General features: G+C 66.3%; 22 protein-coding genes. All 22 read right to left on the reverse strand.

Annotated features, from left to right (window positions below):
• Positions 1-60: 60 nt before the first annotated feature.
• The 22 genes from ftsZ to AC58D2_RS04250 all read right to left on the reverse strand — a co-directional run bounded on the left by ftsZ (position 61) and on the right by AC58D2_RS04250 (position 23384).
• Entirely contained in the window at positions 61-1527 is a 1467-nt protein-coding gene (ftsZ, locus tag AC58D2_RS04145; RefSeq protein ID WP_497387608.1) for a cell division protein FtsZ, read from the reverse strand.
• A gap of 153 nt (positions 1528-1680) precedes the next feature.
• A complete protein-coding gene (gene ftsA / locus AC58D2_RS04150; RefSeq protein WP_497387610.1) occupies positions 1681-2940 on the reverse strand; it encodes a cell division protein FtsA in 1260 nt (419 codons plus the stop codon).
• Positions 2941-2953: 13 nt separating this feature from the next.
• Positions 2954-3892 (reverse strand): cell division protein FtsQ/DivIB, encoded by a 939-nt coding sequence (locus AC58D2_RS04155; protein WP_497387612.1) that lies wholly within the window; start codon positions 3890-3892, stop codon positions 2954-2956.
• Complete coding sequence (locus AC58D2_RS04160; protein WP_497387614.1) at positions 3889-4812, reverse strand: D-alanine--D-alanine ligase; 924 nt, start codon at positions 4810-4812, stop codon at positions 3889-3891. The genes AC58D2_RS04155 and AC58D2_RS04160 overlap by 4 nt, the downstream gene beginning before the upstream one ends.
• A 127-nt stretch (positions 4813-4939) precedes the next feature.
• Positions 4940-5836 (reverse strand): UDP-N-acetylmuramate dehydrogenase, encoded by an 897-nt coding sequence (gene murB, locus AC58D2_RS04165; RefSeq protein ID WP_497387616.1) that lies wholly within the window; start codon positions 5834-5836, stop codon positions 4940-4942.
• Between the two features lie 46 nt (positions 5837-5882).
• A complete protein-coding gene (gene murC, locus AC58D2_RS04170) occupies positions 5883-7313 on the reverse strand; it encodes a UDP-N-acetylmuramate--L-alanine ligase (protein ID WP_497387618.1) in 1431 nt (476 codons plus the stop codon).
• Positions 7313-8491 (reverse strand): undecaprenyldiphospho-muramoylpentapeptide beta-N-acetylglucosaminyltransferase, encoded by a 1179-nt coding sequence (gene murG / locus AC58D2_RS04175; protein WP_497387620.1) that lies wholly within the window; start codon positions 8489-8491, stop codon positions 7313-7315. Before murG ends, murC begins: the two co-directional genes overlap by 1 nt.
• Entirely contained in the window at positions 8488-9726 is a 1239-nt protein-coding gene (locus tag AC58D2_RS04180) for an FtsW/RodA/SpoVE family cell cycle protein (protein WP_497387622.1), read from the reverse strand. Before AC58D2_RS04180 ends, murG begins: the two co-directional genes overlap by 4 nt.
• A complete protein-coding gene (gene murD / locus AC58D2_RS04185) occupies positions 9723-11039 on the reverse strand; it encodes a UDP-N-acetylmuramoyl-L-alanine--D-glutamate ligase (protein WP_497387624.1) in 1317 nt (438 codons plus the stop codon). The genes AC58D2_RS04180 and murD overlap by 4 nt, the downstream gene beginning before the upstream one ends.
• The gene (mraY, locus tag AC58D2_RS04190) at positions 11036-12106 is read right to left on the reverse strand and encodes a phospho-N-acetylmuramoyl-pentapeptide-transferase (protein ID WP_497387626.1); all 1071 of its coding nucleotides are present in this window, start codon (positions 12104-12106) and stop codon (positions 11036-11038) included. The genes murD and mraY overlap by 4 nt, the downstream gene beginning before the upstream one ends.
• Complete coding sequence (locus tag AC58D2_RS04195; protein ID WP_497387628.1) at positions 12106-13482, reverse strand: UDP-N-acetylmuramoyl-tripeptide--D-alanyl-D-alanine ligase; 1377 nt, start codon at positions 13480-13482, stop codon at positions 12106-12108. Before AC58D2_RS04195 ends, mraY begins: the two co-directional genes overlap by 1 nt.
• Positions 13479-14918, reverse strand: coding sequence for a UDP-N-acetylmuramoyl-L-alanyl-D-glutamate--2,6-diaminopimelate ligase (locus AC58D2_RS04200; protein WP_497387630.1), 1440 nt, complete (start codon positions 14916-14918; stop codon positions 13479-13481). Before AC58D2_RS04200 ends, AC58D2_RS04195 begins: the two co-directional genes overlap by 4 nt.
• On the reverse strand, positions 14918-16612 hold the full coding sequence (locus tag AC58D2_RS04205; RefSeq protein ID WP_497387632.1) for a peptidoglycan D,D-transpeptidase FtsI family protein: 1695 nt from the start codon (positions 16610-16612) through the stop codon (positions 14918-14920). Before AC58D2_RS04205 ends, AC58D2_RS04200 begins: the two co-directional genes overlap by 1 nt.
• Positions 16613-16618: 6 nt before the next feature.
• Positions 16619-17254, reverse strand: a complete 636-nt coding sequence (locus AC58D2_RS04210; protein WP_497387634.1) for a hypothetical protein — start codon at positions 17252-17254, stop codon at positions 16619-16621.
• On the reverse strand, positions 17248-18228 hold the full coding sequence (gene rsmH / locus AC58D2_RS04215) for a 16S rRNA (cytosine(1402)-N(4))-methyltransferase RsmH (RefSeq protein ID WP_497387636.1): 981 nt from the start codon (positions 18226-18228) through the stop codon (positions 17248-17250). The genes AC58D2_RS04210 and rsmH overlap by 7 nt, the downstream gene beginning before the upstream one ends.
• Positions 18225-18725, reverse strand: coding sequence for a division/cell wall cluster transcriptional repressor MraZ (locus AC58D2_RS04220; RefSeq protein WP_497387638.1), 501 nt, complete (start codon positions 18723-18725; stop codon positions 18225-18227). The genes rsmH and AC58D2_RS04220 overlap by 4 nt, the downstream gene beginning before the upstream one ends.
• 292 nt (positions 18726-19017) lie before the next feature.
• The gene (locus AC58D2_RS04225) at positions 19018-20157 is read right to left on the reverse strand and encodes a Gldg family protein (protein WP_497387640.1); all 1140 of its coding nucleotides are present in this window, start codon (positions 20155-20157) and stop codon (positions 19018-19020) included.
• The gene (locus tag AC58D2_RS04230) at positions 20154-20555 is read right to left on the reverse strand and encodes a hypothetical protein (RefSeq protein WP_497387642.1); all 402 of its coding nucleotides are present in this window, start codon (positions 20553-20555) and stop codon (positions 20154-20156) included. The genes AC58D2_RS04225 and AC58D2_RS04230 overlap by 4 nt, the downstream gene beginning before the upstream one ends.
• Positions 20552-21532 (reverse strand): cysteine synthase A, encoded by a 981-nt coding sequence (locus AC58D2_RS04235; RefSeq protein ID WP_497387644.1) that lies wholly within the window; start codon positions 21530-21532, stop codon positions 20552-20554. The genes AC58D2_RS04230 and AC58D2_RS04235 overlap by 4 nt, the downstream gene beginning before the upstream one ends.
• Before the next feature lie 106 nt (positions 21533-21638).
• Positions 21639-22181: a hypothetical protein gene (locus AC58D2_RS04240; RefSeq protein ID WP_497387646.1), complete on the reverse strand. Its 543-nt coding sequence runs from the start codon at positions 22179-22181 to the stop codon at positions 21639-21641.
• Positions 22182-22206: 25 nt separating this feature from the next.
• Positions 22207-22950 carry a 3-oxoacyl-[acyl-carrier-protein] reductase gene (gene fabG / locus AC58D2_RS04245; RefSeq protein WP_497387648.1) on the reverse strand — a complete coding sequence of 248 codons (744 nt, stop codon included), beginning with the start codon at positions 22948-22950 and terminating at the stop codon, positions 22207-22209.
• Between the two features lie 17 nt (positions 22951-22967).
• The gene (locus AC58D2_RS04250; RefSeq protein ID WP_497387650.1) at positions 22968-23384 is read right to left on the reverse strand and encodes a GxxExxY protein; all 417 of its coding nucleotides are present in this window, start codon (positions 23382-23384) and stop codon (positions 22968-22970) included.
• Between the last annotated feature and the right edge of the window lie 42 nt (positions 23385-23426).

Raw genomic sequence — 23426 nt, forward strand, 5'->3', positions numbered from 1 at the left:
GCAAGCTCATCCCGTGTTCCGGGCCGCCCTGCCCTGATGCAGCGGCCGTCAAATACCCTGTTACTGGTTGTTCTGGCGGCCAAGGAAGCGCGGTATGTCGCTCCCCTCTTCCTTGGTCTTGCCGTCTTCGCCGGACTCGGTCGTAGCGCCGCCGCGCGACAGGCGCGACATACGCTCGAACAGCGTGCCGCCGCCGATCGGGCGCGCGGGGGCTTCCTCGGCCGGCTGTGGGGCCGGTGCGGGGTCGCTTGCCGCCGGTGCCGCAGGCTCGCCAAGCACCAGTTCATCCGCCGTGTCGTCATAGGTCGCCGCGACGTCGGAAAGCTCCATCGGCTCCTCGTCGGCCGGGGCCGGGCTCTCAGTGGCGGGGCTTGCATCGCTCAGCGAGAAGCCAGGAGCCGGATCCTTGTCCTCGGGCTCGCTCGCGGCCGGCTCTTCGACCGGAGCTTCCTCGACCACCGGCTCGATCGACTCTTCGGAGACCGGCGCAGGTGCCGCGGTCCGTCCCGGCGCGAAAGAAAAGCTGCGCGCGGCGGGAGCCACCGCCGCAACCTGATCGCCATTGCCGTCGATACCCGTGGCGACGACCGAGACGCGGATCTTGCCTTCGAGACCCTCGTTGAAGGCGCTGCCCCAGATGATGTTCGCGTCGGGGTCGACGAGTTCGCGGATGTGATTCGCCGCCTCGTCGACTTCCATCAGGCGCATGTCCTCGCCACCCGTGATCGAGATGATCACGCCCTTGGCGCCGGTCATCGAAACCCCGTCGAGCAGCGGATTGGCGATCGCCTTTTGCGCTGCTTCGAGCGCGCGGCCATCGCCTTCGGCTTCGCCGGTGCCCATCATCGCCTTGCCCATCTCGCGCATCACGCTGCGAACGTCGGCAAAGTCCAGATTGATCAGCCCGGGCATGACCATCAGGTCGGTGATCCCGCGAACGCCCTGCTGGAGCACTTCGTCCGCCATCGTGAAGGCTTCCTTGAACGTCGTGTTCGGGTTCGCGACGAGGAAGAGATTCTGGTTGGGAATGACGATCAGCGTGTCGACATGTTCCTGAAGCTCGCTGATCCCCGATTCGGCCGAGCGCATACGGCGCTGCCCCTCGAAGGTGAAAGGCTTGGTCACCACACCGACGGTCAGGATACCGCGGTCGCGCGCCGCCTTCGCAATCACCGGCGCGGCGCCGGTACCGGTACCGCCGCCCATGCCGGCGGCGACGAAGCACATATGGGCGCCGTCGAGAGCTTCCTCGACCTGGCTGATGCTCTCCTCGGCGGCCGCACGTCCCACTTCCGGCCGCGATCCGGCTCCCAGGCCCTGCGTGATCTGCGTTCCCAGCTGGATCCGCCGTTCGGCAGGCGATGCGTTGAGCGCCTGCGCGTCGGTATTGGCGACGATGAAATCGACGCCCTCGACCCGCGCCGCGATCATGTTGGCGATGGCATTACCCCCCGCGCCACCCACGCCGATCACGGCGATGCGCGGTTTCAGCTCATCGACCTGCGGCGGGCCAATATTGATGCTCATCAAAAATTCTCCCTGCAGCGGCGAACCGTTGCCGCTTGCCTCACCTTGCGACCCTCCGGACGGTGGTCCCCTTCGCCCGGCTTTCCGTCAACGCATTGCACTATTGTGACGTCGGAATCACCCAAAAAATTAACCTTTTCCCGTATCTCACCATCAAAAGCTGCTTTTGAGCGCAGTCATCAACCGCTGGAGGATCGACGCACCCTTCGGACGATAGATATCCTGCGCCATCATCGGCAGATCGCGCAAGTCGACCGGGTCCGATGCCGCATAGAGAACCAGACCCGCGAGCGTCGCGAAAGCCGGTCCCGAATGCGCATCGGGCAGGCCGTGCAAGCCACGGGGCCGCCCGACCCGCGCGGCGCGGCCCAGCGCAATCTGCGTATAGTCGGCGATCCCTTTCAGGTCGGCGCCACCACCGACGAGCACGACCTGTCGCCCGACCGGCCCCACGAAATGCAGGTCTTTCAGGGTTCGCCCGATCTCTCCCATCATCGCGTCGAGCCGCTGCCGGATCACCGCGACGAGCTGTGCCCGCGTGATCCGCGGCGATTCGGCTCCCGCCGCCGCGGCGCCAGGGTCGAGTTCGATGACGTCGCTGTTGTCACGCGGGCTTGCAGAGGCCGAGCCGTAAAAGCTCTGCAAGCGCTGCGCCTGACTGCGCCGGATGCCGAAAGCCGATGCGATATCGTCGGTAATGTCGCTCGCGCCGAACGGCAGCGACACCATTTCGACCAGCATGCCGGCGGCATAGAGCGACACCGTCGTCACCGCGGCGCCGAGTTCGACCAGTGCGACGCCGAGGTCGCGCTCTTCATCCGACAGGCACGCCAACCCCGCCGCAATCGGCGACGCGACCACGGCATTGACGTCGAGATGCGCCTGGCGCACCGCGGCCTCCAGGTTCCGCACCGGCGCGCCGTCCGCCATGATGATGTGGATATCGACGCCCAGCCGGTCGGCGTGCAGGCCGATCGGATTCTTGACCCCCGTCAGTCCGTCGAGCGTGTAGAGCGCGGGCTGTGCATGGAGGATCATCCGCCCTTCGGGGTCGATCCCGGCGCGTCCCGCGGCGAGGAGGTCGTCGATATCCTCCTGCTCGATCCGGTGGCCGCCGAGTTCGCTCTCGATCGGCGCAACGTCGCTCAGCAAGCTGCCCGCCGAAAAGCTGACCCACACATCGTCGATGTTCAGCCCGGCGATACGCTCGGCCTGCTCGATCGCTTCGCGCACGATATGCTCGGTCTGCTCCATATCGGCGACATAGCCGCGCTGGACGCCGCGGCTTTCGCGCTGGCCGGTGCCGAGCACGTGGAGCGCGCCATCGGCCGTCTGTCCCGCGATCAGCGCGCAGACCTTCCACGACCCGACATCGAGCGCTGTGATGATCTTTTCGATGCGCGGCGGCGCCATGGTGCTGCGATCCCTATCCTTCGCCGGCCGTGCCGGCGGCTATGGCATCGGCGGCGGCGCGCGCGTCTTCGAGCTTCGCCGGCGCCACCTGCCCCTCGTGCGGCAAGCGTAGCACGAAACGGCTCGGGTCGCGCATATCGAAACGCAGGATACCTCGCCCGAGCAGGCGATTCGCGCCGTCCATATGCGCAAATTTCGCAAGGGCTTGCTTCGCGGCCGCCTCGCCCTCGGGAAGCGATAGCGTCTCGCCACTACGGAAGCGCAAGTCCCAGCGGCGATTGCCGACCCAGGTCGCGCCCGCGAGCAATTCCCTGAGGCTGCTCGCCGATGCGAGCAAGCGGTCGAGATCCTGCGATCGCTGGTTCGCATTGGGACCGATGACCAGCGGCAGGTCGGGCATCGTCGCGACCGTGACCGGTTCGAGCACGACCCCGGTCTTGTCGATCAACGACAGCTTGCCCCCATGTTGCCAGATCGCGGCGGGACTGCGTTCGACGATGTCGACCACAAGCGTATCGGGCAACCGGCGCGACACCCGCGCATCCTTGATCCAGCCATATTGCATCAGATCGTCGCGCACCGCTTCCAGGTCGACCGCCGCCATCGAGCGGTCCTTCTGCGCCAGCGCGATGTCATAGACTTTGAGCCGATCGATGCGGTCCGCGCCGACCACCTCGACCTTCTTGACCTGGAATCCCGCTCGGCCGACCGCCTGTGCCCATTCCTCGTCGATCTTCGCGGTGACGCCCGTTGCATGGGCGCCGACGGCGGCGATCGCGGCGAGGCTGAGCCCGATCGTCCAATTGGCGACGCGTTGAAGCGTTGCCGGGCTGACCGGCAGCGCGTTGAGCAGCGCGTTCACACGCGACGTCTTGACCGCCTTGCGCTTCTTGGGCGCGCGCGCGGGTCGGCGCGGCGGCGCCTTGGCCCGCTTGATCCGGGTGCTGCTCATAACGCTTCCTCCACGATGCGTTCGACGAGTTCGGCATAGTCGATGCCGATAGCCCGTGCCTGTTCAGGCACGAGGCTGAGCGGAGTCATACCGGGCTGGGTATTGACCTCGAGCAGGAATATCCCCGCGAGGCCATGCTCGTCATCCCAGCGGAAATCGGAGCGCGAGGCGCCCTTGCAGCCCAGCAGGCGATGCGCCTCGATCGCAATATGCTTCATCCTGTCCGCGATATCCGCCGGCACCTCGGCCGGGCAGACATGCTCGGTCAGACCTTCGGTATATTTGGCGTCATAATCGTAGAAACCCGACTTCACGCGCAGCTCGGTGACACCGAGCGCCTGTCCGCCGAGCACCGCGACGGTCAGTTCGCGCCCCTTCACGAAAGGCTCGGCGAGCAGCCGGTCGAACTCCTGCCACGGGCCTACCGAGCCGCGCGCGATCGGGTTGCCGTAATTGCTGTCGTCCTTGACGATCGCGACCCCGACCGACGAGCCTTCGTTGACGGGTTTCAGGACATAGGGGCGCGGCAAAGGGTCGGTTGAAAACAGGCTTTCGCTGTCGACCATGACCCCCGTCGGCATAGGGATTCCATGCGGCACAAGCGCCTGCTTCGTCAACTCCTTGTCGATCGCAATCACCGACGTCACGAGCCCGCTGTGCGTATATTTGAGGCCCATGAGGTCGAGCATGCCCTGCACCGTCCCGTCCTCGCCCGGGACGCCGTGGAGCGCGTTGAAGACGATGTCGGGTTTCACGTCGGCCAGCCGCTGTGCGACATCGCGGCCCATGTCGATCCGGGTGACCTTGTGCCCGCGGCTTTCAAGCGCATCGGCGATCCCCTTGCCACTCGACAGGGACACCTCACGCTCGGCGGACCAGCCGCCCATCAGGACGGCGACATGCCACGGACCGTGGGTCATGCTTCAACTCCAATATTCAAAACCGTTTGTCCTGAGCTTGTCGAAGGACCGTTCTTGTCTTTCGACGTCCAAAAAGAAGAGCGGTGCTTCGACAAGCTCAGCACGAACGGAGAGAGGTGAGGCGCCCTCACTTCGCCACTCCCACGCGCTGAATCTCCCATTGCAATTCGATGCCGCTCTTCGCCTTCACCCGGCGGCGGACTTCCTCGCCGAGCGCCTCGATGTCGGCGCTCGTCGCGTCGCCGGTGTTGATCAGGAAATTGGTGTGCTTTTCGCTGACCTGCGCGCCGCCGAGCACCAATCCGCGACAGCCGGCCTCGTCGACGAGCTGCCACGCCTTGTGGCCGTCCGGATTCTTGAAGGTCGAGCCGCCGGTTTTCGAGCGCAGCGGCTGCGAGGCTTCGCGGCTCGCCGAGATGCGGTCCATCTCCGCCTGGATCGCGGCGGGTTCGCCCGGGCGGCCGTGGAACGTCGCGGCGACGACGACCGCACCCTCCGGCAATGCGCTGTGGCGATAGGTATAACCCAGGTCTGCGAGCGCGAGTGTTCGGCGCTCGCCCGAACGCAGCACCACGTCAGCCTCGACCAATATGTCCTTGACCTCGCTGCCATAGGCACCGCCGTTCATGCGGACGAAGCCGCCTACGGTGCCGGGGATTGAGCGCAGGAATTCCATTCCGGCGATACCCGCATCGCGCGCCGTCGAAGAAACGAGGATGCCCGACGCACCGCCGCCGCAGCGCAGGCTCGTCGCATCGACGGCTTCGACCTTTGCGAACGCCTTGCCGAGCCGGACGACGACGCCCGGAAAGCCGCCATCGCGGACGATGAGGTTCGACCCGAGGCCGAGCGCCATCACCGCGATCGCCGGATCCAGGTCGCGAAGGAAGTCGGAAAGATCGTCGGCGTCCTTCGGCTCGAACAGCCAGTCGGCAGCACCCCCCGACTTGAACCAGACAAGCGGTGCCAGCGGCGCGCGCGGAGTGAGCTTGCCGCGGACAACGGGAAGGGTGGTGAGACTCATGCCATCGCCCCTTCCCCGTTGAAACGGTCGCGCAGGAGACCGAGCATCATGCCGCCTCCACCGCGCTCGCCAGTCCAGCCGCTGTCTTGGTGACGTCGCCCGCGCCGAGGCAGATGATCTTGTCGCCCGCGCCGAGGTGACCCGCGCGGATCGCGTCGGCGAGCACAGCTCCAAGCGCCGAGGGGTCGGCTACCGTCGCTGCGTGGCGATGGCCGCGGTCGCGCAGGCCGGCAACAAGCGCATCGGACGACACGCCCTCGATCGCCGCTTCGCCGGCGGCATAGACAGGGAGCGCAAGCACCATGTCGGCGTCGTTGAAGGCCTGCTGGAACTCGTCCATATGATCGCGCAGCCGGGTATATCGGTGCGGCTGCACCACGGCGACCACGCGCCCCGCGCCGACGCCCTCGCGCGCCGCCGAAAGGACCGCGCGGATTTCGACCGGGTGGTGCGCATAATCGTCGATCACCGCGATATTGCCCACGCCCGCCGCGATCTCGCCGACCTTGGTGAAGCGGCGCTTCACCCCCGCGAACCCGTTGAAGCCCGATACGATCTTGTCGTCGCTGACGCCCATGTGCAGCGCCACCGCGATCGCCGCGAGCGCATTCTGGACATTGTGCCGGCCCGACATCGGCAGGTGGATTCCCTCTATCGTCCGGCTGTTCCCGTCGCGGTCGCGCACGACGACGTCGAAGCGATTGCCGTCGGGGCCGGGAAGGACATTGGTACCGCGCACGTCGGCCTGAGCGGAGAAGCCATAGGTGACGATGCGGCGGTCGCGGATGCGCGGGATGACGGCCTGAACTTCGGGATGGTCGAGGCAGAGCATCGCTGCGCCATAGAAAGGCACATTCTCGATGAACTCGACGAACGCATCCTTGATCGCGTCGAAGCTGCCATAATGGTCGAGATGCTCGGGATCGATGTTGGTGACGACCGCGATCGTCCCGTCGAGGCGCAGGAAGCTGCCGTCGCTCTCGTCGGCTTCGACCACCATCCAGTCCGACGCACCGAGCCGGGCGTTCGAGCCGTAATTGTTGATGATGCCGCCGTTGATGACAGTCGGGTCGATGCCGCCCGCGTCGAGCAGCGCCGCGACGAGGCTGGTCGTCGTCGTCTTGCCATGCGTCCCTGCGATGGCGACGGTAGATTTCAAACGCATCAGTTCGGCGAGCATTTCGGCGCGGCGGACAAGGGGGATGCGATGCGCGAGCGCCGCCTCGACCTCGGGATTGCCGCGCTTCACCGCCGTCGAGGTGACGACAACCGCGACGCCGTCGACATTTTCGGGCGCATGGCCGATGGCAACCTTGATGCCGCGCTTCCTCAGGCCTTCGACGACATAGCTGTCGGCGATATCGCTGCCCTGCACCTGATAGCCCAGATTGTGCATCACCTCGGCGATCCCCGACATGCCGATGCCGCCGATGCCGATGAAATGAATGATCCCGATGTCGGTTGCGACGCCGCGCATCAGCTTGCCTCCCGAGCGGCGCTGACACCGCTCGCCGCCGCCCGCGGCGCGCTCGCGCCGACACGGATCACGTCCATCAGCGGCGGCGGTGCGAAGCTTTCGACCAGGTCGGCAAGGTCGCGGGTCGCATCGGGCAGACCGCAGCTCGCGGCATTTTCCGCCGCGGTTTCGAGCGCGCCGGGTTCGAGCGCCATGCGCTGGATCTGCTTCGCAAGCGCGGCGGGTGTGAAGTCGGGCTGCGCGATCGACAGCGCACCATGCGCCTCGACCAGATCGACAACGTTCCACGTCTGGTGATCGTCCATCGCGTGCGGATAGGGCACGAAGATCGCCGGACGTCCGGCACAGGCGAGTTCGGCGACCGTCGACGCGCCCGCGCGGCCGATGAACAGGTGCGCCCAGCGCAGCCGTTCGGGCAGGTCGGCGATATAAGGGGCGCATTCGGCCGCGACGCCGAGTTCGGCATATTTGCCGCGTACCGTGTCCAGATCCTCTTCGCGCGCCTGCTGGACGACCTGCAAGCGTTCGAGCAGCGCCTTTGGCAGCATCGCGACCGCCGCCGGGACAACGTCCGAAAGGATCGTCGCGCCAAGGCTGCCACCGACGACGAGCAGCCGCAGGATGCCGTCCTCGGGCAGCGGCGGATAGCCCTCTTCGCGGATCGCAATCACCTCCTCGCGCACCGGATTGCCGGTGAGGTGGCGCTTCATCGCGCATTTTTCGGGGAAGCGGTCGATGTTGCGATACGCCACCGCGATCGCATCGACCTGACGCGCCATCAGGCGGTTGGTGCGGCCGAGCACGGCATTTTGTTCGTGGATCACGCTGGGCGTCTTCGTCGCGCGTGCCGCGAGCAGACTCGGAAGCGACGGATAGCCGCCAAAGCCGACGACGACGGCCGGGTCGAAATCCCGGATCAGGTCGATCGCCATGCGCCGCCCCTTGCGGATCGCGAGCGCGGCCTTCAGCCAGCCCACCGGGCCGCCGTGCACACGCCCGGCGGGCAGGACATGCGTTTCGAGCGCTGCCGGGGCACCGGGGATCTTCAGCCCGCGGTCGTCGCTGACCAGCGCGACGCGGTGCCCCCGCGCGATCAACTCGCCGGCAAGCGCATAGGCGGGCAGCATATGGCCACCGGTGCCGCCGGCGGCGAGAAGATAGTGGCGGGTGGCGCTCATTTTCTGTTCCAGTTGCGGGTCATCGATACACGCGCCGCATAGGGGTTCCGCCGGGTCAGCGACAAGAGCAAACCCATGCCGATCGACAGCGCGATGAACGACGAGCCGCCATAGCTGATAAAAGGCAGCGTCATGCCCTTCGACGGGAACAGCTGGGTGTTCACCGCCATGTTGATGATCGCCTGCCCCCCGAATTGCGCAATCAGCGCGGTCACCGCCAGAATGAGGAAGCTGTCCTCCTCATCGAGCAGGCGGACGAGGACGCGCACGATGATCGCGAGATAGAGGATCGCGATCGCAATGCAGGCGATGATCCCGAACTCCTCGCCGATCACCGAAAAGATATAGTCGGTGTGCGCTTCGGGCAGCTGGAACTTTGCGAGCCCCGCACCCGGGCCGGTCCCGATCAACCCGCCGGCGGTCAGCGTCGCATGCGCCTTTTCAACCTGAAAGCTGTCGCCTTCGGCAAAAAGCCAGATGTTGATGCGCTGCTGCGCCACCGGATAGAAGAAATAGGCCAGTACGATGCCCGCGAGCCCGGCGACGCCGAGACCTGCCATGATCCGCATCGAAAGTCCCGCGACAAGCACGAGCACGAACCAGGTCGCCGCAAAAATGATCGTCTGTCCCAGGTCGGGCTGACCCATCAGCAGCACCGCGATGATGCCGGTGAGCACGACCGACAGCGGCACGACCGGAAGGCTCTGGTCGTGCAGGCGAATCGAGAGGATCCATGCGAGCGAAACGGCAAAGAAGGGCTTGAGAAACTCTGACGGCTGGAGGCGGAACATACCGCTGCCGATCCACCGCTGGGCGCCGTTCACCGAGGTGCCGATCAACGGAACGAGAAACAGGAGCGCGAGAAAGGTAATCGTTCCATAGATGGCGAACCGTCGCGCTTGTGGCTTTGGCAGCATCGAAATGGCGAGCATCACCGGTACGCCGACCATGACCCACATCAACTGGCGATAGAAATAATAGAGCGGGTCGAGGCTTGCGGTCGAGGTCGACAGCTTTTGCGCCGCCACCGGCGATGCCGCTGCCACGGCGACCAAGCCGATCGCGATCAGCATCGACACGAGCAGCAACAGCACGCGGTCGATTTCCCAGAACCACAGGCCGAGCGGCGTCCGGTCGGCGCGACTGAGGCGCGGGCCGCGTCGTTTTGCGCTGCGCGTCGCCGCGATGATCGGCCGCTCGCTCGCCCTGTCCATATTGTCCATCCCCCCGCTCATGCCCGGAGCGCCTGCACCAGCGCCCGGAAACGGTCGCCGCGGTCCTCATAATCCTTATATTGGTCGAACGAGGCGCAAGCCGGCGACAACAGCACCACGTCGCCCGGCTGCACCGCCTTGGCGGCATGGGCGACGGCCGTATCCAACGTAGCCGCACGGTCGACGGAAATCGCATCGCCGATCTCCCGCGCGAACTCGTCCGTCGCCTCGCCGATCAGATAGGCGCGTTTTACATGGCCGAACCACGGGCGGCATGCGGCGAGCCCGTCGCCCTTTGCCTGCCCGCCCGCGATCCAGTGCAAACGCTGGTCCGGCGCCGGCGGAAACGCCGCCAGCGCCGGTGCAGCGGAAGCCGCATTGGTCGCCTTGCTGTCGTTATACCAGTTGGCGCCACGGGCTTCGCCGATCCATTCCATGCGGTGCGGCAGCGACGTGAAGGTCGCAAGTCCGCGTTCGATTTCGTCGTCGTCCAGGCCCAGCACGCGGCAAACGGCGATCGCGCAGACCGCGTTCTGCGCGTTGTGCGGGCCTTGCAGCGCGGGCCAGCGCGCCTGATCGGCGGGATCGATATCCTTTGCCGAGACGCGGTAGAGGCGATGGTTGATGTGGCCCGCGATCATTTTCGAAGGGTCGTCGTCGGCCGCGACGACCGCGACCTGATCGCGGTGCTGAAGGTTGAACAGTCGCGCCTTCGACGCGACATAGCCTTCGAACCCATCGTAGCGATCGAGATGATCCGGCGTGATGTTGGTCAGCACCGCCACGTCGCACGCCAGGCTGTGCGTCAGGTCGATCTGATAGCTCGACAATTCGAGGACATAGACCCCGGCGCCCCGATCATTGGCGGCGAGGGGGTCGCGCGCGAGGATCGGCAGCCCGATATTGCCGCCCATCAGCGCGGGGAGGCCCGCGGTCTCGAGCATGTGGGTGACGAGCGCGGTCACGGTCGACTTGCCGTTGGTGCCCGTGATGCCCACGACCCGGTGCGGAGGCAGGTCGGCGCGCGCTTCAGCGAAAAGTTCGACATCGCCGATGACCGGCACATGCGCCTCGCGCGCGTGCGCGACGATCGGATGGCGGTTGAGCGGCACGCCAGGCGACACAACGACACCCGCGAAGCCGGTCAAGTCGATCTGGAGCGGGTCGCCGATATCGGCGCCGAGCGCCATCGCCTCGTCGCGGGCCGCTTCGCGGTCGTCCCAGGCCGTCACCCCCGCGCCGCTGGCGATCAGCGCCTCGCAGGCCGCAAGGCCCGAGCGCGCCAGTCCCAACACCGCATAGCGGCGACCGGCAAAGGCGCGCGAGGTGATCACCGCAGCTTCAGCGTCGCGAGCCCCGCGAGCGCCAGAACGATCGAGACGATCCAGAAACGGACGACGACCGTGGACTCGGGCCAGCCCAATTGTTCGAAATGGTGATGGATCGGCGCCATCCGGAATACGCGCTTGCCGGTGCGCTTGTACCAGAAGACCTGGATAATCACCGACAGCGCTTCGACCACGAACAGTCCACCGACGAGGACGAGCACCAGTTCATGCTGCGCCGTTACCGCCATGGTCGCCAGCGCACCACCGAGCGCAAGGCTGCCGGTGTCGCCCATAAACACCGCCGCGGGCGGCGCGTTGAACCACAGGAACGCCAAGCATGCGCCGATAATCGCCGCCGCGAAGATCGCAAGCTCGCCGGCGCCGGGGACGTGCGGAATGCCCAGATATCCGGCGAACTTCACATTGCCCGACAGATAGACGATCACCAGAAAGGTCAGGCTGGCGATCATCACCGGAAAGGTCGCAAGCCCATCGAGCCCGTCGGTCAGGTTCACCGCATTGCCGAACCCGACGATGAGCACCATCGCAAAGACATAATAGAGCGGGCCGAGCGGAATGTAGACATCGCTGAAAAAGGGCAGATAAAGGTCCGTACCAGTGCGCGAAACGATCAGCAGCACCGCGATGCCCGCGATCACGAATTCGATCAGCAGGCGCACCCGGCCCGGGATGCCGCGATGGCTTGCCTTGGTCACCTTGTCGAGATCGTCCATGAAGCCGACCGCGGCAAAACCGCCGGTGACAAACAGGCAGGCCCAGACGAAGCGGTTGGACAGGTCCATCCACAGCAGCGCCGAAATCATCAGCGAGATCAGGATCATCAGCCCGCCCATCGTCGGCGTGCCCTTTTTCGCGAGATGGCTCTGCGGGCCATCATCGCGGATCGGCTGCCCCTTCCCTTGCCGCAGGCGCAGCATCAGGATGAATCGGGGGCCGATCCACAGCCCGATGATCAACGCGGTGGCTACCGCCGCCCCCGAGCGAAAACTCAGGTAGCGGATGAGATTGAGCGCCCCCGGAAAGCCAAGCCATTCCGCCAGCCAATATAGCATCAATAGTCCCCATGGGTCAGCGCCGTCACAAGATGCGACAGGCCGACACTGTTCGATCCCTTGACCAGCACCACATCGCCGGGGCGGATCAGGTCTTTCAGCCGCGCGGTGGCGGCCGGATGCGCGGGCACATGCTCGAAATCGATGCGCCCCTCAAGCGCTTTGGCGAGCGGCACCATCTCTTCGCCGACAAGCAGGGCGAATTGCACCCCCGCCGCGACGAGCGGAGCGGCAAGATCGGCGTGATAGGCCTCGCCATCGGCGCCGAGTTCCTTCATGCTCCCGAGAATCGCTATCTTGCGCGCGCCGGATTCGTCGCCAAGCTGGCCGATCGTCGCCGCCATCGATGCCGGGTTGGCATTGTAGCTTTCGTCGATGACCAGGATGTCGCCGCCCTCGACCGGCACGCGATGCCGTGCGCCGCGCCCGGCGAGCCCGGCCATCTCGGCAAACGCGAGCCCCGCGGCGGGCAAGTCGCCGCCGACCGCCTTCACCGCCGCCAGCACCGCCAGCGCGTTCGACACCCAATGCCGGCCGCCTTGCGAAATGGTGAAACACAACAGCGCGTCCTGCACCTGCGCGGTGACCAGCGAGCCGCCCTTGCCGTCGTTCAGCCAGTCGACCGCGCGCACGTCGGCGCCCTCGCCCAGGCCGAAGCTGACGACATGCGCCGCATGCCGTTCCGCCTTTGCCCGAAGCCGCGCATAGTGCGGACTGTCGAAGGGGATGATCGCGGTTCCACCGGGCTCGAGCCCCTCGAAAATTTCGCCCTTGGCATCGGCAATCGCTTCTTCGCTGCCAAAGAATTCCATGTGGGCAGGGGCGATCGTGGTGACGATCGCGACATGCGGACGCACCATCCGGGTCAACTCGGCGAGTTCACCCGCATGGTTCATGCCCATTTCGAAGACGCCGAAATCGGCAGTCGAGGGCATGCGGGCAAGACTGAGTGGCACGCCCACATGATTGTTGTAGCTTTTGACCGAGCGGTGGGCCTTGCCCGGACGGAACCGGTCGAGCGCCGCGAACAGCGCCTCTTTGGTGCCGGTCTTGCCCGCCGAACCGGTTACCCCGACGATGCGGCCGTGGCTGCGGGCCCGCGATGCGGCGCCCAGCGCGTTCAGCGCCGCCGCGCTGTCCGCAACCCGGATGTGCGGAAAGTCGATCGCGGTTTCGCAGACGATGCCGGAGGCGCCCGCCGCGATCGCCTTGTCGATGAACCTGTGGCCATCGGTCGCCTCACCCTTCATCGCGATGAAGAGGTCTCCCCCCGTCACTTCGCGGGAATCGAAGGCAACGCCCTGAACGGTGAAGTCGCCGCTCGCGGTCCCGCCGGTCGCGGCCGCGATCGCACGGGCCGTCCACAGCGGGGTCACGCCGCCACCTCGCGCGCGATGCCGACATCGTCGAAGGGGATGACCCGCATGGCTTCGCCCGCGCCGACGATCTGTCCCTGCTCGTGCCCCTTGCCGGCGATGCAGACGATATCGTCGGCCTGCGCCTCGGCGATGGCCGCCGCGATGGCCGCGCGGCGGTCGCCGATCACCCGCGCGTCGGGTGCGCCCTCGGCGATCGCGGCCCGAATCATCGCGGGATCCTCGCCGCGCGGATTATCGTCGGTGATGATCGCGACATCAGCCTTGGCGGCGGCAATCCGGCCCATCGGCGCCCGCTTGTCCCTGTCGCGGTCGCCCCCTGCACCGAACACCAGGATCAATCGGCCCGCGGCATGGGGGCGGAGCGCATCGAGCGCCGCTTCCAACCCGTCGGGGGTGTGGGCATAGTCGACATAGACCGGCGCCCCCGACCGGGCGATGGCTGCGCGTTCCAGGCGCCCGCGCACCGGCTGGAGCCGTGCAAGATTGGCAAGGGTCTGCTGCGGATCGCCGCCGGTGACGATGACGAGTCCTGCAGCGACGAGCGCATTGGCCGCCTGATAAGCGCCAATCAGCGGCAGGTTGACGGTCATCGTCAAATCCCCCGCAGCGACGGTCAGCGCCTGGCCGAGCTGCGTCGGTGCGCGCGCGACAAGGCGCAGCCCGTCGGCACCGGTGCCGACGGTCATCAGCCTCAGCCCCCGAGCGTCGGCGACGTCGACGATCGCCGCCGACCGGGGATCGTCGGTCCATATGACGGCCGCGCCGCCATTCTCCACCACCTCGGTAAACAGGCGCAGTTTCGCGGCGAGATAGGCGTCCATCGTGCCGTGGTAGTCGAGGTGATCGTGGCTCAGATTGGTAAAGGCCGCCGCGCGCACCGGCAGACCTTCGGTGCGATATTGTTCGAGCCCGTGACTGGACGCCTCGAACGCCGCGTGCGTCACGCCTTCGGCGGCGAGCCCCGACATGGTGCCCAGGAAAGTGACGATGTCGGGCGTCGTGAGCCCGGTCGACGTGCTGTCGTTCGACGTCGTGATGCCGAGCGTTCCGATCGATGCCGCGTGGAACCCGGCCATACGCCAGAGCTGGCGCGTCATTTCGACCGTCGACGTCTTGCCGTTGGTGCCGGTCACCGCGACGCACGTCGCCGGGAAACGGTGAAAGAAGCGCGCGGCGATATGCGCAAAGGCGCGGCGCGGATTGGCATCGGCGATATGCACCGCGCCGTCGACCCGCGCCTCGGGGCGGGCAACGACCGCGATCGCGCCCGCATCGACCGCGGCAGGAATGAAATCCTCGCCGTTGAATTTCTCGCCGGCAAACGCGCCGAAGATCGTCCCGGGCGCGACCTTGCGATGGTCGATCGCCAGGCCGGTGACCACGGGGTCGGCGTCTTTGGGTGCCGGAGCGTCGAGGAGCGCCGAGAGACGCATCAGTCCCCCTTCCCGCCCTTCCACAAGAGCGGGGTCAGTTCGGACACATCGACGTCGCGGCTTTCGTCCGGAAAAACGCCCAGCATCGGCCCCGCGCGCATCACCACCTTCTTGACCACCGGCGCGACGGTGTAGCCCGCCGTTCGCTGCCCCGAACTGAAGGCGTTGCCCTTGGGCTCGTCGACCATCGCAAGGACGACGTAGCGCGGATTATCCATCGGGAACGCCGCCGCGAAGGTCGAGACGAGCGAATGGCGGCGATAGCCCCCCGCGCCGGGCTTTTCGGCGCTGCCCGTCTTGCCACCGACCCGGAAGCCCGGCGCGTCGGCGTTGCGACCCGTGCCATCGGCAACGATCAGGCGGAGGAGCTGGCGCATCCGGGCGCTGGTCGACGCCTTGAACACCCGGCGCCCCTGTGGCGGCGCCTTGTCGCCCAGTTTGAGCAGGGTGGCCGGACGCCAGATGCCACCGTTGACGAGCGCGGCATAGGCGCTCGCCAGGTGCAACGGCGTCACCGCGATCCCGTGACCATAGCTGGTGGTCATGGTGGTGACGCGGCCCCAATCCTTTGGCCACAGCGGAAATGCCCGCTCTTTCAGCTCGATATGCGGACGCCCGTCGAATTCGAGATTGCGGAACAATTCCTCCATCTTTTCGCGGCCCAGCTGGTCGGCGATCTGCGCCGTGACGATATTCGAGCTGTGGATCAGCGTCTCGGGGACGTTGAGCCAGCGCCCCATCATATGCGAGTCGCGAATATGAAAGCCGGCGATTGCGAGCGGTTTGGTCGCGTCGTAACGCTTTGCCATGCTGGTGACGACGCCGTTGTCGATCGCCGCACCGATCGACAAGGGCTTGAAGGTCGAACCAAGCTCATAGAGATTATAGGTCACCGCATTGCGGCGCGCCTCGGTATTGCCGGCAACCAGCTTGTTCGGATTGAACGTCGGCAGCGACGTCATCGCAAGCACTTCGCCCGTATGCACGTCGAGGATGATTCCCGCGCCACCGATCGCTTCGAGATTCGTGACCGCATAGCTGAGTTCGCTTTCGAGCACGCCCTGGACGCGCGCATCGATCGACAGCGCCAGCGGCTGGCCGCGCGTCGCATCGTTGGTCAGCCGGTCGTCGAACGCCCCTTCAACCCCGGTGACGCCATGCCCCTCGGAATTGGTGAAGCCCAGTACGTGCGCGGCAAGGGTGAACTGCGGATAAAGCCGCTCCTTCTCGCGCGGAAAATCGAAACCGACGTCGCCGATCGCATTCACCGCCGCGACCTGGTCGGGCAGCGCGCGCCGGCGGATATAGGTCGGACGCGGGCCGCTGAGCTTTGCGAACAGCTCCGCGCGCGTCATGTCGGGAAAAATCTTCTGAAGTTCCCCGACCAGATATTGCGGCTTGTTGATCAGCTTTTCGGGAACGACGCGGATCGAATATCCATCGATCGTCCGTGCGAGCGGCACGCCGTTGCGATCGACGATGTCGGCGCGCGCCGGGACGAATGCGGCCGCGTTCGCGCCGCGTCCCGACGACGTGTCGAACATCGCGAAATAGAAGAGGCGCACCGACACCAGCAAAAAGGCCGCCATGAACAGCAGCATCAGGATCATCAGCCGCTGCTGCGCGGTCAGCAGAATCTGCTGTCGCACCCCCGCGGTTCGGATCCTGGCTGGACGGACGACCAGGGTATTCATCGGCGTTTACTGGCCTCCCGATGCTTCGGCGGCGGCGCTGCGCTTGAGTTCGGCGAGCGTCCGTTCCGACAGGAGCTGATCCTCGATCATCTTGAGCTGTTCGCGGCGGCGGGTCGGCGCCAAGCGCGGCGCGACGTCGGAGCGGACGGCAGCGTTCGTTTCGGCTTGCGCCAGCACGACGGGCTTGGGCTCGGCCTTCACCGTCCGCGGGGGCGGTGCGGGCTCCGCCGCCGATGCCGCCGGAATGACGGTCGCCGGCTTCGGCGCCGTCGCCTGAGGCTGGGCGACCGGAGAGACCATCGCCATCAGCACCGGCGCAACATCGTTGGCGCCGCGCGCCCGCGGCAGGCGGTCGAGCGAGGCGAGCTGGCGTTCGTTCGCCAGATACTGGTCGGCGTTCGGTGCCGAATAGCCGAAGCTTTCGACATTCCACTGTTCGAGCTGCCGCATGGAGGCGCGGACGGCCAGTTCGGATTCCAGATAGCGGATGTTGTCGCGCGCCTGCCCGATCCGCTTGTCGATCTGTGCCAGTTCGCTGCGCGTCGCGGCCACCTTGAGCGACACCGGATACAACATCATCGCAAAGATCAGTACGAGCAGCACCAGGCCGATTCCCTGGAGCTTGCGAGCCGCCATCAACATGACATCGCCTCCTTCATCGTCTTGCCGGCAGGCCAGGCGGGTGCGGACGTCCGCACCGCGCTGCGAAGCGTCGCGGAGCGGGCGCGCGGGTTGCGTGCCTCCTCCGCCTTGCCCGGGCGGACCTTGCGCGCCGGGGGTTCGAAGGTTGCGGCCCGCGCCAGAGGGAGCGGCGCGGGCCGGTGGCGCGACGCGCGGGCATCACCCCCGCTCCGTTCGCGCAGGAAATTCTTCACGATCCTGTCCTCGGTGCTGTGAAAGCTGACCACCGCGAGGCGGCCGCCGGGGCGCAGGATGCGCTCGGCGGCACACAGCCCCGCGACCAGCTCGTCGAGTTCGCCATTGATATGAATGCGGATCGCCTGAAAGCTCTTGGTCGCCGGATCCTTGGGGGCGCCCGGCGGATGCCGCAGCGCCTTGCGAATCACCGCGGCCAATTCGCCCGTGCGCGACAGCGGACGCGCCGCAACGATCGCGCGCGCGACCCGCCGCGATTGGCGCTCGTCGCCGTAGTGATACAGCACGTCGGCGATTTCGGCTTCGTCGGCTCGGTTGAGCCAGTCGGCCGCGCTCTCGCCCGCCTGCGCCATCCGCATGTCGAGCGGGCCGTCCGCCTGGAAGGAAAAGCCGCGGTCGGCCCGGTCGAGCTGCATCGACGACACGCCGATGTCGAAGACGATGCCGTCGACCGCCTCGATCCCGCGCTCGGCAAGCAACCGGTCGATCTCGCCGAAGCGTCCCTGTACCAGCGTCAGGCGGCCGTCGGCCTCTTCGGCCAGTGCACGCCCCTCGCCGATCGCATCGGGGTCGCGGTCGCACGCGACCACCTCGGCGCCCGCGGCGAGCATCGCGCGCGTGTAGCCGCCGGCACCGAATGTCGCGTCGACGTGACGCTCGCCCGGCACGATGGCGAGCGCGGCGACCACTTCGTCGCGCAACACCGGATCGTGACGGGGATCGCGGGACAGGTCGCTCATTTGCGCCCCCGCCCTTTGGTCTCGGCCCAGTTGGCGGCAAGCCGCTGGAGCACGGGATCGGCGGCGGCGCATTCGGCCAGCGTCGGCAACCACCAGATTTCGAAGCGGCGCCCCGACCCGACGAACGCCGTCGCGCCCGCCTCGCCGACGCGATCGCGCGCGGTGAAATTGGGCAGGAAGCGCCCGCTGTCGTCGAGTGTATAAGCCTCCGTATAGCTAAAGCGCTGCTTGAACGCCTCGTCCTCGTCAAAGTCGAGATTGCGCGCCAGCGCGGCCGCGCGGTCACGCTCGATCTCGTCCGAGAGGCGATCATATTGGTCGTGGCCATAAGCGACGAGACAGGGCAGCTTTTCGTGAAAACCGACCCAAAGCACGCGCTGGCCGTCCGCATTGAGGGGCACATTGTTGCGGAACTGCGAAGGGACGGCGACGCGCCCCTTGCCATCGATCGCGGCGAAGTTGGTGCCCGAGTATCGGCCGGGCGTCACAACCGCCATCGCTCTTGCCCCCGTTCTCGCGCCTCCGGGCAAAACTTCCCCGATCCGGGAATCGCAGGATTCCGGGCGAAATGACTCGGGTGGAGATTGCCCCTCTCCGATTCCTGCCTACCAAGTATAAATCGGGGTGGAAAGGGGAAAATTAGGGCAAGTTAGGGAATCTATCCCAAATTTATCTCAAAAACAGGAGAAACCTCCCCCCGCGCGGGGCAAGGCAAGGTGAAACGCGCAAGCGAGTGGCGCGAAAGACCGATCGAAAGTGGAAGCTGAGCGGTGCGTTCGAGCGCCGCGATCAGGTGGAGGAAATCCAGAGCGGCTGCAGAACGACGCTATCGCCCGGCTCGCCGCGCAGGCGTGCTGCGAGCCATACCATCGTGTCCGCCTGCCGCAGATGCTCGGCACCCGGCACCAGCGGGCGCCATAGCGGGGCGAACAGCAGATCGGCGTCGCCGACCAGCCAGGCCTCCCCGGCGCCGATCGTGCAATGTGCAATGCGCCGGTCGGCGAGCGCCGAGCATCCGGCAGGAAGCACCTCGAAGCGTCCTGCGCTGAACAAGCGCAATCGCGCACCGTCGACATCGACAGCTTGTGCCGTGCGCTCGCCCACCGGGGCCGGGCCGAGCGTGACGCCCCAATGGTCGAGCAAGGGGGTCAGCAGGCTTGTCACGGGCGGGTTGCGCGGATCGCCGAGCGGGTACCGCACCGGCCATCCCGAGAGCGCATCGGCAAGGATCACCGCCCGTCCGCCGCCGCGAACGAACGCGTCGATCGCGACCAGATCCGGCGCGGGAAGCGCACGCGGGTGCGCAACCAGCAGCGTCGCTCCTGCCGGAACCGCACGGTCCGTCAGGCTGTCGACTAGGTCCACAGGCCCCGACGCTTCGATCCGGGCCAGGGCGGGGTCTTCGGCGGCGCCCCGCGCGACCATCGCTGCCATGCCGCCCTGCCCCGCCCAGCGGAGCGGCAGCCCGGTCAGCATGACGACGGACGGCGGTCTGGCGCCAGCGCGCTCCGTGTAGAGCGCCGACAATGCCAGGTGTCCGGCGGCGAACCAGACGAGCAGATATACGGCCGCGGCTGCCCAGCGAGGCATCGGCCCCCGGCAACCTTGCACGATCACGTCGGCAATCAGGGCGGCGACGGCCCCCGCCGCCGCGATGAGCACAAGCTGCCCCCACCCCGTTCGGCCCGATAACCAGAGCGCAAGCGTCGCCTGTGCGGCGAGCAAGAGCAGCAGTGCCATGCCCGCTGCTCCAAGCCGCGCCTTGCGAGCCTCGCCGCGCTGCCAGGCGGCCAGCAGGAGCAGCGGCAGCGCCAGCGTCGGCAATGCAAGCGCCGGATCGATGCGGCCCAGCAACGCCTGCCCGCCGATGCCCCATGCAAGGGTGGGCGCCAGCGCCGCTGTCGCGGCCGGGCGCAGCCCCGCAATCACTGACGCTTGGATTGGGATTGCGACTGGCGCGCGCGCTGCAATTCGGGGTCGGGCTCCAGGTCGGGAACGGTCGGCGTGGTTTGCGGCACCTTCACCGACATATCCTCATTCTCGTCCTTCGAGACCGGCTGGACGCCCAGTTCCTCGAGCGGCGCGCTCGCCGCCTTGGGCTGTTCGCTCGGCATATTCACCTCGGTCGCCGTGGCCGCACCCTTGGCCGCATTTTCGCGCGCACGATCGCCGATCAGTCCGGCCAGCCCGACGAGCAGCAGCACCACGAGCAATCCGGCGATCCCGATTTGGAGGCGGCGCATCGTGTCGTTCGCCGGCGTGGCCGCCGGGGTCACCGTCGCCGATGCAGCTGTCGCCGTGTCGACCAGCTTCGCCTCCGCCCTCATGCCGTTGCCTCCGCCAGGCCCTTGCTGGCGAGCCATTCGCGATTGTAGAGCGTCGACAGATAGCGGAATCCGCTGTCGCACAGGATCGTCGCGATGCGCTTGCCGGGGCCGAGTTCGCGCGCGAGGGCCATCGCCCCGGCGACATTGATTCCCGACGACAGGCCGAGGCACAGACCTTCCGCGTCCAGCAGGCGGCGAACCACGGCCAGCCCTTCGGCGTCGGAAATGCGGAACTGCGTGTCGATAGGCGCACCGTCCAGGTTGGCGGTGATGCGGTTCTGGCCAATTCCTTCGGCGACGCTCGACCCTTCGGCCTTGAGTTCGCCGCACTTGTAGTAATTATAGAGGCCCGCGCCGTGCGGATCGGTGAGCGCCACCGTGATGCCCGCATCCTTCGCCTTCAGGCCCAGCCCCGTCCCCGCGATCGTCCCGCCGGTCCCGGCGGCGCAGGTAAACCCGTCGATGCGCCCTTCCATCTGCGTCCATATCTCTTCGGCGGTGCCCATCACATGCGCTTTGCGATTGGCGATATTGTCGAACTGGTTAGCCCAGATCGCATTGTCGGTTTCTTCGGCGATCCGGCGCGAGGTGTGGACGAAATGCCCCGGATTGGCAAAGGGCGCTGGCGGAACAAGCACCAGCTCGGCGCCGAGCGCGCGAATCGTCGCCATTTTTTCGGCGCTCTGATTGTCGGGCATGACGATGATCGTCTTGTAGCCGAGCGCATTGCCGACCAGCGCAAGTCCGATACCGGTATTCCCTGCCGTCCCCTCGACGATCGTTCCACCGGGACGCAGGCTGCCATTCGCTTCGGCGTCGCGGACGATATAGAGCGCGGCGCGATCCTTCACCGATCCGCCGGGGTTTGCATATTCGCACTTGCCCCAGATTTCGCAGCCGGTTTCCTCGCTCGGCCCTTTGAGCAGCACCAGCGGCGTGTTGCCGATCAGCTTCAGGCTGTTTTCCGCAATGATCATGCCCACGATTTAGGACGCCGCCGAAGGCGCCGCAAGACAGCTTCGCTTGATCGCGCGATGGTGCGGCTATTCGGGGGCTTTCAGCGGCAAAGGGCGGCCGATGCCGTCAACGCATCAGCTTCGATCGGCTGTTCCAATAGATCGAGGTCACCCCCGCATAGGCGCCAACCTGTTCCCAAACGCGCTGGTCGACCGACTGAACATCGACGCCATTCTTTTGATACGCCGCGACAATCGACATGAGCATGTCGTCGTCCAGGCCATTTTCCAGGTCCGGATTTGCGCCATGGACACCGAAATCGAGCACCGTGTCGACCGGGCCGGTCGAAAGGCCGGCCTTCGCGATTTCCGCGATCAGCCAGTCGCGGGCGATTCGCGCGACGCCATAGCTGAAATAATCTTCCGCCAGCGCGTCGGCGACGCCATGTTTCGCGGCGCAGCGCCGAACGATCGGGTCGAGTTTCCGAAACGCCCTCTCTTGCGCTTCGGGGTCCCGGTTGTCGGATATCCCTGTCCCGATGCGGTCCTTCAGATCGCGATCCGCCGCAGCCGGGATACAATCCAGCTTGGCGCCATCCTGTCCGAACGCCGCCCCCGGCACGGCAGTCGCCGCTAGCGCAGCGCCAAGAATCCAGCCCTTGTTCATCATCTTGCCCCCCGTAAAATCGATTATCTCAGGACAGCATCGCCATCCCGCCGTTCACATGGATCGTCTGTCCGGTCACATAGCCGGCTTCCTTCGATGCCAGATAGACAACCGCCGCGGCGATGTCGCTACCCTCGCCCATCCGGCCGGCGGGAATGCGCTGGTTCAGCGCCTCCTTTTGCGCGTCGGGCAGGACGTCGGTCATCGCGGTGGCGATAAAGCCGGGCGCGACGCAGTTCACGGTGACGTTGCGGCTCGCCAATTCCTGCGCCAGCGCCTTGGTCATGCCGGTGACCCCCGCCTTCGATGCGGCATAGTTCGCCTGTCCCGGATTGCCCGTGGCGCCGACGACGCTGGTGATCGAGACGATGCGTCCGAAACGCGCCTTCATCATCGGCTTGGCGGCGGCGCGTGCGAGGCGGAAGTTGGCCTCCAAGTTGATGCGGATGACGTCGAGCCATTCCTCGTCCTTCATCCGCAGGATCAGATTGTCGCGCGTCACCCCCGCATTATTGACGAGGATGTCGAGCTTGCCGCCCATTGCCTCGACCGCCGAGGGGACGAGCGCATCGACCGCCGCCGCGTCGCCGAGATTGCACGGCAACGCGACATGATCGCCGCCGAGCGTATCGCGAAAGGCGCCGAGCTTCTCTGCGTTGGAACCCGAAACCGCGAGCCGCGCCCCCTGCGCCGCGAGCGCCTGCGCGATGGCCGAACCGATCCCGCCCGAAGCGCCGGTAACGAGGGCGGTCATGCCGGTGAGGTCGAACATGCAATGTCTCCTGATTTTTACCGGTTCACGCGGAGACGCGGAGACGCGGAGGGTTTATGGTCATTGACGATACGGCGCACGCCTTCCTTTAGCGTCGCACCACCGAAATTGACGAGCAGCCCAACCGATTGCCCGGTCAGGCGAAGATAGGTCAATAGTTGTTTGCCGTGAGCGGCGTTCAGGCGTTCGACCGATTTGATCTCCACCAGCAGGCGGCTATCGACCAGCAAATCGATACGAAAAGCCGCTTCGAATCGAGTCCCTTCAAAAAGGATATCGATCGGCTTTTGCCGATCAACCCGATATCCAAGGTCAACCAGCTTTCCGGCCAGGACGGTCTCATACACGCTTTCAAGTAGCCCCGGACCCAAATCCCGATGCAGCCGCAGGGATAAATCGAGCACGTCACCACTCACGACGTCTATATCCCGCACAATCCCTCCGCGTCTCCGCGTCTCCGCGTGAACCATTTTTGC

The sequence above is a fragment of the Sphingopyxis sp. CR5 genome (genome assembly GCF_059693785.1).

Bases quoted from the DNA above. Each gene is read 5' to 3' on its own strand.
- ftsZ (WP_497387608.1), bottom strand. From the start codon at position 1,527: ATGAGCATCAATATTGGCCCGCCGCAGGTCGATGAGCTGAAACCGCGC.
- ftsA (WP_497387610.1), bottom strand. From the start codon at position 2,940: ATGGCGCCGCCGCGCATCGAAAAGATCATCACAGCGCTCGATGTCGGG.
- AC58D2_RS04155 (WP_497387612.1), bottom strand. From the start codon at position 3,892: ATGAGCAGCACCCGGATCAAGCGGGCCAAGGCGCCGCCGCGCCGACCC.
- AC58D2_RS04160 (WP_497387614.1), bottom strand. From the start codon at position 4,812: ATGACCCACGGTCCGTGGCATGTCGCCGTCCTGATGGGCGGCTGGTCC.
- murB (WP_497387616.1), bottom strand. From the start codon at position 5,836: ATGAGTCTCACCACCCTTCCCGTTGTCCGCGGCAAGCTCACTCCGCGC.
- murC (WP_497387618.1), bottom strand. From the start codon at position 7,313: ATGCGCGGCGTCGCAACCGACATCGGGATCATTCATTTCATCGGCATC.
- murG (WP_497387620.1), bottom strand. From the start codon at position 8,491: ATGAGCGCCACCCGCCACTATCTTCTCGCCGCCGGCGGCACCGGTGGC.
- AC58D2_RS04180 (WP_497387622.1), bottom strand. From the start codon at position 9,726: ATGAGCGGGGGGATGGACAATATGGACAGGGCGAGCGAGCGGCCGATC.
- mraY (WP_497387626.1), bottom strand. From the start codon at position 12,106: ATGCTATATTGGCTGGCGGAATGGCTTGGCTTTCCGGGGGCGCTCAAT.
- AC58D2_RS04200 (WP_497387630.1), bottom strand. From the start codon at position 14,918: ATGCGTCTCTCGGCGCTCCTCGACGCTCCGGCACCCAAAGACGCCGAC.
- AC58D2_RS04205 (WP_497387632.1), bottom strand. From the start codon at position 16,612: ATGAATACCCTGGTCGTCCGTCCAGCCAGGATCCGAACCGCGGGGGTG.
- AC58D2_RS04210 (WP_497387634.1), bottom strand. From the start codon at position 17,254: ATGTTGATGGCGGCTCGCAAGCTCCAGGGAATCGGCCTGGTGCTGCTC.
- rsmH (WP_497387636.1), bottom strand. From the start codon at position 18,228: ATGAGCGACCTGTCCCGCGATCCCCGTCACGATCCGGTGTTGCGCGAC.
- AC58D2_RS04220 (WP_497387638.1), bottom strand. From the start codon at position 18,725: ATGGCGGTTGTGACGCCCGGCCGATACTCGGGCACCAACTTCGCCGCG.
- AC58D2_RS04230 (WP_497387642.1), bottom strand. From the start codon at position 20,555: ATGAGGGCGGAGGCGAAGCTGGTCGACACGGCGACAGCTGCATCGGCG.
- AC58D2_RS04235 (WP_497387644.1), bottom strand. From the start codon at position 21,532: ATGATCATTGCGGAAAACAGCCTGAAGCTGATCGGCAACACGCCGCTG.
- AC58D2_RS04240 (WP_497387646.1), bottom strand. From the start codon at position 22,181: ATGATGAACAAGGGCTGGATTCTTGGCGCTGCGCTAGCGGCGACTGCC.
- fabG (WP_497387648.1), bottom strand. From the start codon at position 22,950: ATGTTCGACCTCACCGGCATGACCGCCCTCGTTACCGGCGCTTCGGGC.